The organism is Candidatus Neomarinimicrobiota bacterium, from assembly GCA_041862535.1.
Classification (GTDB): Bacteria; Fidelibacterota; Marinisomatia; order SCGC-AAA003-L08; family TS1B11.
Genome location: JBGVTM010000209.1, coordinates 1 through 10,328, shown reverse-complemented (window position 1 = coordinate 10,328; position 10,328 = coordinate 1). Strand labels below are relative to the sequence as shown.

General features: G+C 56.7%; 7 protein-coding genes. 6 read left to right on the top strand and 1 reads right to left on the bottom strand.

What is annotated here, in order from left to right; all coding sequences use genetic code 11:
- Positions 1-386 precede the first annotated feature (386 nt).
- The 4 genes from proS to ACETWG_07625 all read left to right on the top strand — a co-directional run bounded on the left by proS (position 387) and on the right by ACETWG_07625 (position 4,690).
- Positions 387-1,853 (top strand): proline--tRNA ligase, encoded by a 1,467-nt coding sequence (gene proS, locus ACETWG_07640; protein MFB0516460.1) that lies wholly within the window; start codon positions 387-389, stop codon positions 1,851-1,853.
- Between the two features lie 45 nt (positions 1,854-1,898).
- Positions 1,899-2,729: a hypothetical protein gene (locus ACETWG_07635; GenBank protein MFB0516459.1), complete on the top strand. Its 831-nt coding sequence runs from the start codon at positions 1,899-1,901 to the stop codon at positions 2,727-2,729.
- Positions 2,730-2,852: 123 nt separating this feature from the next.
- Positions 2,853-3,521 carry an ArsR/SmtB family transcription factor gene (locus ACETWG_07630; GenBank protein ID MFB0516458.1) on the top strand — a complete coding sequence of 223 codons (669 nt, stop codon included), beginning with the start codon at positions 2,853-2,855 and terminating at the stop codon, positions 3,519-3,521.
- A 122-nt stretch (positions 3,522-3,643) separates the two neighbouring features.
- Positions 3,644-4,690, top strand: a complete 1,047-nt coding sequence (locus ACETWG_07625) for a zinc-binding dehydrogenase (protein ID MFB0516457.1) — start codon at positions 3,644-3,646, stop codon at positions 4,688-4,690.
- Positions 4,691-4,702: 12 nt separating this feature from the next.
- Here the strand turns inward: ACETWG_07625 and ACETWG_07620 are convergent, their stop codons facing one another.
- Complete coding sequence (locus ACETWG_07620) at positions 4,703-5,686, bottom strand: hypothetical protein (protein MFB0516456.1); 984 nt, start codon at positions 5,684-5,686, stop codon at positions 4,703-4,705.
- 124 nt (positions 5,687-5,810) lie between these two features.
- Here ACETWG_07620 and topA point away from each other — a divergent pair, with 124 nt between their 5' ends.
- Positions 5,811-8,327: a type I DNA topoisomerase gene (gene topA, locus ACETWG_07615; GenBank protein MFB0516455.1), complete on the top strand. Its 2,517-nt coding sequence runs from the start codon at positions 5,811-5,813 to the stop codon at positions 8,325-8,327.
- 4 nt (positions 8,328-8,331) lie between these two features.
- Entirely contained in the window at positions 8,332-9,801 is a 1,470-nt protein-coding gene (locus tag ACETWG_07610; GenBank protein MFB0516454.1) for a glycine--tRNA ligase, read from the top strand.
- Positions 9,802-10,328: the final 527 nt, after the last annotated feature.

The window sequence follows — 10,328 nt, the reverse complement described above, 5'->3', positions numbered from 1 at the left end:
CCTTGGGGAGAAGGACGGGATGAGGGGTCAACTAGAAACTTGTAACTTGAAACTTCTTTTTTCGCGCATCTCGCGCACCAGGCGCACCAGGCGAACGACAAACCGCTACAATACCCTTAGATTCGGGCACCATGACGATCGCAGCCTCATATCAATCGGTTAGCTGGTCTTGCCGCAGCGGAATTCAACACCCTGTGACCGCCCTTACCGACGAGAACTTTTTTGAAAATGCTGAGTTTTGTATGGATTTTGTTGAATTTTGGGGTGTCAGGCCGGCCGCTGGCCCTGGAATGCTGGCTGCGCCGGCTGACGGCGGAATGCTGGTGGCTGAACCGCTCAGCCCCTCTCCCTTCCTTTCGCCCCTATCAGCCCCTAAATTCGGCTCCATGCCTAAAGGTGTTACACCCCGATCTCAGGATTATGCCCGCTGGTACACCGATGTGGTCCGGAAGGCGGAGCTGGCCGACTATGGCCCCGTGCGGGGGAGCATGGTCATCCGGCCCTACGGCTATGCCATCTGGGACGCCATCAGGGAAGCCTACGACCGGCGCTTCAAGGCCACCGGCCACGTAAATGCCTACTTCCCCCTGCTAATCCCCCGGTCCTACTTCAGCCGGGAGGCCGAGCACGTGGAGGGCTTCGCCAAGGAGTGCGCCGTGGTGACCCACTCCCGCCTGCGCGCCGCTCCCGACGGAGGCGTTGAGGTGGACCCCGAGTCCAAACTGGAAGAGGAACTCGTCCTGCGCCCCACCAGCGAGACGGTCATCTGGGCCATGTACAAGCAGTGGATCAACTCCTACCGCGACCTGCCCATCCTCATCAACCAGTGGGCCAACATCGTGCGCTGGGAACTGCGCACCCGCCTGTTCCTGCGCACTTCCGAGTTCCTCTGGCAGGAGGGACACACGGCCCACGCCACTGAGGCCGAGGCCCGCGAGGAGGCCCTCCTCATCCTCGATATCTACAAGGAGGTAGCCGAAACGGAAATGGCCCTGCCGGTAATCTCGGGCCTCAAGAGCGATGCGGAGAAGTTTGCCGGGGCGGTGCAGACCTGGGCCATCGAGGCCATGATGGGCGACCGCCGGGCACTGCAGGCCGGTACCACCCACTTCCTGGGCCAGAACTTCGCCCGGGCTTTCGACGTCACCTTCCGCAACGAGGCCAACGAGGAGGAATACGTGTGGGCCACCAGCTGGGGGGTCTCCACCCGCCTGGTAGGCGCGGTGGTCATGGCCCATGGCGATGACCAGGGCCTGCGCCTGCCGCCCCGCATTGCCCCTATTCAGGTGGTCATCGTGCCCATCTACAAGGATGAGAGTAAGGACCAGGTGATGACGGCTGCCCGTCAGCTCACCGCTGACCTGGAGCAGGCCGGTGTGCGGGTGAAGCTGGACGACCGGGATAACGTTACCCCCGGTTTCAAGTTCAACGACTGGGAAATGAAAGGGGTGCCGGTGCGCATCGAGATCGGTCCTAAAGACATGGCCGCGGGCCAGGCGGTGCTGGTGCGCCGGGACGTGGAGGGCAAATCCTCCCTCACATTGGAACAAATTCCACAGGAAGCACCCCGGCTACTGGAGGAAATCCAGAACTGCCTCTACCGCCAGGCCGAGGCCTTCTGCTCTACCCATACTAAGGAGCTGGATGACTGGGAGAAGTTCAAGGAATTCATGGAATGGGGTGGTTTCGCTGTCTGCGGCTGGGATGGGGATTCCGCGTCCGAGGCAGCCATTAAAGAAGAGACCAAGGCCACAATTCGCTGCATCCTTGAGAATGAAGATCCCTCCGGCCTCAAGTGCATCTACTCGGCTAAACCTGCCAAATACAAGGTGGTGCTGGCCCGGGCCTACTGACCTGCTGGAAAACCTGAGCCCGCATGACACTGTCTTAGCACTACGATGAGTCCTGTTGTAATTCGTGTCACTCTGGTGGGGCTGCTTGTTGTCTTCTCGGTAGCGATTGCTGGTGATGATCCCCGTGCCCATCCCGGCAATGCGGCCGCTCCGGCCCTATCGGTTGTGACCCATACTCTGCGTCTGGAAGAAGAGAAAGTGTGGGTAAAGGTCTACCAGCGTCCCGGATCAAATCTCAATTTCGTCAATCTGCATGACAACGAGAACACCAGTGCCGAGGCGGCCAAGGCCTACATTCGCGCCCATGGCGGCCGCCTGCTGGAACTGGTTCATGGCCGGGGGCGGACGGTGGTGATCCGCCGCAACGGCGTCCTGCACTACTTCGACCCTAACCGCATGTTTACCGAAAAAGGCCTGCGCCAGTCGCTGGACTATTTTCATAATCTCACCGAAGAGAATGTGGCCCTCGCTTCCGGTTTCGCACACAAGGTGGCCGGCCTGATTGGGCTGAAACAGAATGAGGCTGTTATCGCCGTCCACAATAACACCAACGGAAAGCTCACAATCCACGATTTCAAGCCTGGTGAATGGTATGGCGACGATACCCGGGATGTCTTTATCAGTCCGGCTGAGGACCCTGATAATTTCTTCTTCACTAATTCCCCAGCCCTGTATCGCGCTCTCAAGACCCTGCGCTACAATGTGGCCCTCATGAAGCTCAATCCACCCGACCGGGGTACATTGGGGAACGCCGTTAACAATCGTGGCGGTATTTATGTCTTAGTTGAGGCGGAGCACGGCCATTTGATTCACCAGATCGCGATGCTGGAAAATCTGGGTAGCCTGCTCACCGGTGAAGTTCAGGCTGCAAATTAACTCCCCTTACTATAACGGACATATTACGGCAGGCCGTGGCAGTATTTGAATTGACCAGCAGGAAAAATTGCATTATATTCAAATATTCATAATAATAGAATAACATTTGAATAGCACATTTAAATGGATCCCGTGAAAAATATTATCTATGAGCAATTCAGTCGCATAACCAAAGCCCTCGCCAATCCCGTCCGTCTGGAACTCCTGGACCTTTTATGCCAGGCACCACGAACGGTGGAAGTTTTGGCACACCTGATAGGCTATTCCGTCGCTACTACATCACACCATCTGAGGACCCTTCTTGCGGCACGACTCCTAATAACCGAAAAACGCGGCCTTTACGTGACATACCGGCTGGCCAGCAAGGACATATGTGTTTTCTGGATGGCCCTGCAGCAACTGGCGCAAAACCACCTGGCAGAGCTGCACCTGGGCGCCGAGGAGTTCGTAGGAGATTCGGGGACCTTAGAACAAGTCGATCGTACCACCTTGCTAGCACAGCTTCGCCGAGGGGAGGTGACACTCATTGATATCCGACCCCGGGAAGAATACGAGGCCGGGCATCTTCCGGGAGCAGTCTCCGCGCCGTTTGAGAGGCTGGAAGAGATGCTCTCATCGCTACCTATGGATCGGAAGATTGTCGTCTATGGACGCGGTCCCTTCTGTATGCTTTCCGTCGAGGCGGTGAAGATTTTACGCCGGCTTAACCGGAAGGCCATGCGTATGCCTGAAGGTATCCCCCAATGGCGGGCAGCTGGACTGCCGATTGAACAGAATCTGGCTGGATGCTAGTGCCGGAATACGTGTAATGTGCTAATTTATTTTCTGTGAGTGGTCGGAATTTATTATTCGGACTAGGCCTGATATTTATCCCCAAGGCCGGATACGGCTGTATCCATTGAGTGAGCGAGAAAATGTCTCCTATAGTAACAAAGCAAGTTCAGATACCTCGTCATGGTCGCCCTGAGGTTCTCCGCGTTGTGGAGGTGCCCCGACCTGAGCCGAAAGCAGGTGAAGTTCTCATCTGTAATCACTTCGCTGGCATCAATTTCGCTGATGTTATGGCCCGCTTGGGACTATATCCCGGGGCCCCCAAGCCGCCGGCAGTGCCGGGATATGAGGTGGCTGGTGAGATAGTGGACGTAGGCCCGGGCGTTACTGATGTAATGCCTGGAGACAAGGTATTTGCCCTCACCAGATTTGGCGGCTACAGCGGTCATGTAGCTGTCCCTCGGATACAGGTGCGACTCGTGCCGGAGGGGATCTCGCTGGAAACAGCAGCAGCCCTACCGGTCACTTACCTCACTGCTTACCTGATGCTGTTTAATCTTGGAAACCTTAAACCAGGACAGACGATTTTGATCCACAATGCTGGCGGGGGTGTAGGAACGGCGGCGGTTCAGCTGGCAGGTATTACCGGGGCCCGTATCTTCGGTACAGCATCCCGGGCTAAGCATGAGCGTCTGCGCCAGTTAGGGGTTGGTCTTTGCATTGACTATCGCAAAGAAGACTTTGTGGCTCGTGTGATGGATATGACCGCTGGCCGTGGCGTTGATCTGGTTCTGGACGCTCAGGGTCCGGCCCATTTTAGACGCAGCCTGAAAGCCCTGGCACCCTTGGGAACGTTGGTTATGTACGGGGTGCAGCATAATATCGGCCGTACCCGGCTGCTATCATCGCCTTTCAAGCTCTTAAGCGAGGTATTAACCGTAAAGTTCGCTCCAATAACCATGATGAACGCTAATCAGGGTATCTACGGATTCCATCTGGGCCGCCTGTGGCACAACTTAGAGCCGTTAGAGGCGGCTCTAGAGCAGCTGGTTGCCTGGCTGAAGGAGGGTCAGATCAATCCTCTTGTGGACCAGATATTTGCTTATCACCAGGCTGCCCAGGCCCATGCTTACATCCAGGATCGCCGGAACTTCGGGAAGGTGTTGTTGGACTTCCGGGAATTGTTGTAGGAAATGTCTGATCTACGATGCAGTATTGTTGTTTTTGAACCGCTTTATCGCTAATTCAAAGATTTCCGCCCATTTCCTTTCAAATTGCGCCAAGGAGTGATCAGCAACCACATAGCTCCTGGCTTTCACGCCAAGCGCTTTAGCGAAGTCCAGATTCCCTTCCAGCATACGCATTTTGGCCTGCAAGTAACCAACGTCGTCTGACATGAAGCCGTTTTTGCTATCTACTATAGGGGAAGAGGGGTGTTGGTTACACACTATCGGCATGCCGGTAGCCATCGCTTCCAGGCTGGAAAGGTTGTAACCATCTTCGAAGCCTTCCCGTGCGGTGTGGATGTAGTAGCGGTAGGATTGGTAGAACTTGAGTAGCTCGTCCTGGCTCCTGGCAGGCTTGCTGTCGAGCTTAGGGTTATTTCCTACCAGCCGGATGTCGAATCCTTCTATTAAGTTAGTGAAGAAGTCCAGATTCAGAACCTCCCGCTTGGATATGAGTTGGTTGGCGACACGCAATCCTCTGGGAATCTCGCCATAGTAGCCCTGAAAGAAGTCAGTATCAATAGCGAAAGGCACGATGATACAGTTGGTTATCCCCCATGAAGCGGCCTTCATAGTGGAGACGGACACTAGCATCACTTGCTTCAATCGTATATAGGTCTGAAGTATCCGGTGGATATCGTTCCTGGAATAGGTCGTAGTCTGGGTTGCTAGTAGCCCATCGAGGGAGGAATGGATGAGGAGAACCCTGGGTATCGCCAGGGTCTTGGTGATGGAGATGTCGGTGAGGTTGTGGGCGAGGAAAACATCATAGTCTTGAGATTGGCTAAGTGCTTCTTCCAGTCTGAGCAATTTGGCGTTGGCTGGCAAAGGGCGGGTGCCCTGATCCCACTTGTCTTGTGGTCGGCCAGGCAATTGGTCGATAATGAAAAGCTCGATGCCGCTGATCTTGGCGAGGTCGTATACGTAGGGCTGATGTGAATTAATGGTCAGTACCCGCACGGGAACAAAATTAGTGGTATAGAGGTGAGACTGCTATGCCATACTAGGAAAGTTCGCACAATTTAAACTTTCCCTTGTGTCTGACTCTTTGCCTTGCCAAGATTCCCGCCTTGCAGATTGTCCTATGGCTGAGACAAAACACTTGTTGGTCATTGTAGAATCGCCCTCCAAGGCGCGGACGCTCCAGAAAGTCTTGGGGGATAAATACCGCATTGCCGCCTCCGTGGGCCATATCCGCGATCTACCCGAGCATGAGATGGGCGTGGACATCGACCACGACTTCGAGGTCACTTATCAGATATCGCCAGAGAAAAAAAAAGTTATCTCGCGACTTAAGAAGGCAGTTAAAGAGGCGGCAGTGGTCTATCTGGCCACTGATCCGGATCGTGAAGGTGAGGCAATCAGCTGGCATCTTATAGAGATCCTTGGGATTACCGTCCCTACGCACCGTTTGGTCTTCCACGAGGTCACCCGGGAGGCCATTCACCGGGCCTTCGAGGCGCCCAGGGATATCGACATGCACCTAGTAAAGGCCCAGGAGACCCGCCGCATTCTGGACCGCTTGGTGGGCTATGAGATCTCCCCCATTCTGTGGCGGAAAATCGCCCCCCGCCTTTCCGCTGGCAGGGTACAGAGCGCGGCAATTCGCCTGGTTGTTGAGCGGGAGCGCGCCCGGGTGCGCTTCAAATCCTGTGACTGGTGGGATATCGTCGCTGACTTTGTCACCGGCAAAGATGACCATTTTACCGCTACCCTGGTTTCCCTTAATGGCAGGCGCGTGGTGACAAGCAAGGATTTCGACCGCACCACGGGTGAGCTGAAAGCTGGGCCGGATACCCTTCTGCTGGATGAGCCTCAGGCAGAGCATCGGGCCCAGGCACTCCAAGGCCGGTCCTGGCAGGTTGCCGCCCTGGAAGAGAAACCGTACCAATCACATCCATGGCCCCCATTCACGACTAGCACTCTCCAGCAGGAGGCTTACCGGAAGCTGCACTTTTCCGCAAAACGTACCATGCAGCTGGCCCAGGGATTGTATGAGGGTGGATACATTACCTACATGCGCACCGACTCCACCAGTCTTTCGCGGGAGGCCCTGGGTGCTGCCAGGCGATTGATCAAGGAAAAGTTTGGATCTGAATATTTGCCTGCCACGGCTAGAATCTTCAGGACCAAGGTCAAGAATGCCCAGGAGGCTCACGAGGCCATCCGCCCGGCGGGGGCACACTTCAGGGATCCAGGCGAGCTGGCGAATCTGGGGCGGGATATGCGGCGCCTGTATGATCTCATCTACCGGCGCACCCTGGCCTGCCAGATGACTCCGGCCCGCCTGTGCCAGACTACCGCGAAGATCACTGATGGCGCCGCTGTTTTCCAGGCCACCGGGAAAATTGTCGAGTTTCCCGGCTATCTGGCTGTCTACCAGGAGGTCCGCGGTGAAGATGGTGATGAAACGAGCCTTCCATCTCTGGCCGAAGGCGATATAGTCACATGTACCAGTCTGGAACCCACGAGGCATGAAACCAAGCCCCCAGCCCGGTATACGGAGGCTACTCTCATAAAGGAACTGGAATCCCTGGGCATTGGCCGGCCCAGCACGTACGCCACCATCATGGATACCATCCAGCGCCGGGAATACGTGGTAAAGCAGAAGGGCACTCTAGTGCCCACTTTTGTGGCAGTAGGCGTAGTACGACTCATGGAGCGGTATTTCTCCGACTTAGTGGACTACCAGTTCACCGCTCGGATGGAAGATGTGCTGGACGAGATCAGCCGTGGCGAGCGCGAGTCTCTCCCTTATCTCCAGCAATTCTATTTCGGCCAGAACGGCGGGCCGGGTCTGAAGGAGCTGCTCCATAATCCCATTGACACTCGCGGGATCTGCACTATCCGCATCGGTGAAGCTGAAGACCAAGTGCCCGTCTATGTGCGCATTGGCCGCTACGGGCCATATCTGGAGCACGGTGATGAGCGCACCAACCTCGATCTGGATACACCCCCGGCAGAGCTTTCTCTGGACCGGGCATTGGAACTTATACGCATGGGGAGTGAGTATCCCAAGGAGCTGGGCATCGATCCGGAGACGCAGCTCCCTGTGTTGATGAAGAAGGGACGCTTCGGTTTCTATCTGCAGCTGGGGGATGACGCCCATAAAGGAAAGCAGAAGTCGCTGCTGCCCGGTATGCAGCCTGAGGATGTGAATCTGGACGTAGCCGTGGCTATTCTGGGTCTTCCCAGGGAGCTGGGGCGGCACCCGGAGACGGGTGAACCGGTGCTGGCAGACCTGGGGCGCTATGGTCCTTATGTAAAATGCGGTCAGGCCAGTCGGCGAGTGCCCAAAAGTGTAGACCTGCTCTCGCTTGAGCTGGAGCGCGCCCTAGATATCCTGAAGAAAGGGGAGCGCACATCCTCCGCCGTCTTGCGCACGCTGGGTGTTCATCCAGATACGGGCACTGAGATCCAGATCAAAGAAGGGCGCTATGGGCTGTATATTACCGATGGGAAGACCAATGTCTCTCTGAAGAAGGCGGATGACCCGGATAGCATTGAATTAACCGAGGCGGTAGAGCGGCTGGCAGCTCGGGTGGTTGAAGGCCCAAAGCGACGGCGGCGCTATACGCGGAGACGGAAGAAGTCAACGTAGTACTATGGGCAATCAAACTGACCTCATGGACAAAATCACCTCCCTGGCCAAGCGCAGGGGGTTCATTTTCCTGAGCAGCGAGATCTATGGGGGTCTCGGCTCTACCTGGGACTATGGCCCCCTGGGAGTGGAGCTCAAACGCAATGTGAAGAACCGCTGGTGGCGGGATATCGTCACCGCTCGGGAGGATGTGGTGGGTATGGATGCCGCCATCCTCATGCACCCCCGCGTGTGGGAGGCCTCCGGGCACGTGTCCCAGTTCCACGATATCATGGTGGACAATAAGTTGACGAAGAAGCGCTATCGCCTGGATCACCTGTTGGAGAAGCAGGACGAGTCCGTGATTCGGCAGCTGGCAGCGCAGGTAGGGTTGCAGATCGAAAAGGGGGAGGATCTGGTTCACCATACTATCCCGAGGATTCTGCACCTGATTGTCGAGCGGGGCGATTTTGATCTGGACGCTGGCGGCATTCTGGATGACGAAGGTCAGGCGGCTGACTGGACCATCCCCCGCCAGTTCAACCTCATGTTCAAGACCTTCATCGGTTCTTTGGAGGAGTCCGGTGTGGAAGCCTACCTGCGGCCGGAGACTGCGCAGGGTATCTTCGTCAACTTCCTGAACGTGCAGGGTACGGCCCGGGCCAAGCTGCCCTTCGGCATCGCCCAGCTGGGCAAGGCCTTTCGCAACGAGATTACCACCGGCAACTTCCTGTTCCGCACCCGGGAGTTCGAGCAGATGGAGCTGGAGTACTTTGTCCGGCCCGGGGAAAGTGCTGAGTGGCTGGACTACTGGACCGATGCCCGGCTGGAGTGGTACGTGTCCCTGGGCATTCGCCGGGAGAAGCTGCGCGTACGGCCCCACAGCCAGGAGGAGCTGTCCCACTACTCCCGGGCGACCAACGACCTGGAGTACGAGTTTCCCTTCGGCTGGTCGGAGCTGGAGGGTGTTGCCGACCGGGGGACTTACGACCTGGACCGCCACGCCGAGTACTCTGGCAAGCGGCTCACCTATTTTGATCCCGAGACCAACGAGCATATCGTCCCCGCCGTGGTGGAGTCCTCCGCCGGAGTGGACCGCACCTTCCTCACGCTTCTCACCGATGCCTACCACGAGGAGGAAGCGCCCAAGGCCGGCGGCGAAGGTGCGGAGCAGCGGGTGGTGCTGCGGCTGTCGCCGACCATCGCACCCATCACTGTGGCCGTCTTCCCCCTGGTGAACCGGGACGGCATGCCGGAGGTGGCCCGCCGGATCGTGGACAACCTGCGGGGGGACTTCGCGGCCTTCTACGACGATGGGGGTTCCATCGGCCGGCGCTACCGCCGCCAGGACGAGGCCGGCACTCCCTTCGGCATCACCGTGGACGGCCAGACGCTCCAGGACCAGACGGTCACCGTCCGTGACCGGGACAGCATGGAGCAGGTACGAGTGAGCATGGATCAGGTGAAACGGTATCTGCGGGAGAAGATGGGGTAGCAAGTAGTCGTCAGTAATCAGTTGTTGGTAGTCAGACCGCAGCCAATGATCTGGTAGTCCCGCATAGTGCGGGGCTTTTTGATTTCCGGTCCGCCAATGCAGTGACAAAGCGGAATCAATTTGGTATCGTTTCAGGCCCATGGTTAGCGTCGGGGAGGGTGATACCACACCATAGGGGTAGGGGGCCCGGCACTGCGCGCATTTTCTGCGACTGCTGCTCGAGCAGGGTCTGGAACGCGGCGGTGGGCCTGACGTTTTAAAATTCAACAAAATCCATACAAAATTCCGCATTTTCAAAAAAGTTCTCGTCGACAGGGCAAAAGCAGCGTGCGGAATTTTATCCTTTTTACAGGATCCTACACCAGAGCGTGGAGGCAATGGGTGCAATATGTTACAGCCATTGTCATGGTGCCTGAATCTAAGGGTATCGCAGCGGTTTGTCGTTCGCCTGGTGCGCGAGATGCGCGAGAAAGGGCTAATAATTGATGAAGGATTGGATAGGAAAGCGTGAGATTCTTCGCTGTTCC

Bases quoted from the DNA above. Each gene is read 5' to 3' on its own strand.
- proS (MFB0516460.1), top strand. From the start codon at position 387: ATGCCTAAAGGTGTTACACCCCGATCTCAGGATTATGCCCGCTGGTAC.
- ACETWG_07630 (MFB0516458.1), top strand. From the start codon at position 2,853: ATGGATCCCGTGAAAAATATTATCTATGAGCAATTCAGTCGCATAACC.
- ACETWG_07635 (MFB0516459.1), top strand. From the start codon at position 1,899: ATGAGTCCTGTTGTAATTCGTGTCACTCTGGTGGGGCTGCTTGTTGTC.
- ACETWG_07610 (MFB0516454.1), top strand. From the start codon at position 8,332: ATGGGCAATCAAACTGACCTCATGGACAAAATCACCTCCCTGGCCAAG.
- topA (MFB0516455.1), top strand. From the start codon at position 5,811: ATGGCTGAGACAAAACACTTGTTGGTCATTGTAGAATCGCCCTCCAAG.
- ACETWG_07625 (MFB0516457.1), top strand. From the start codon at position 3,644: ATGTCTCCTATAGTAACAAAGCAAGTTCAGATACCTCGTCATGGTCGC.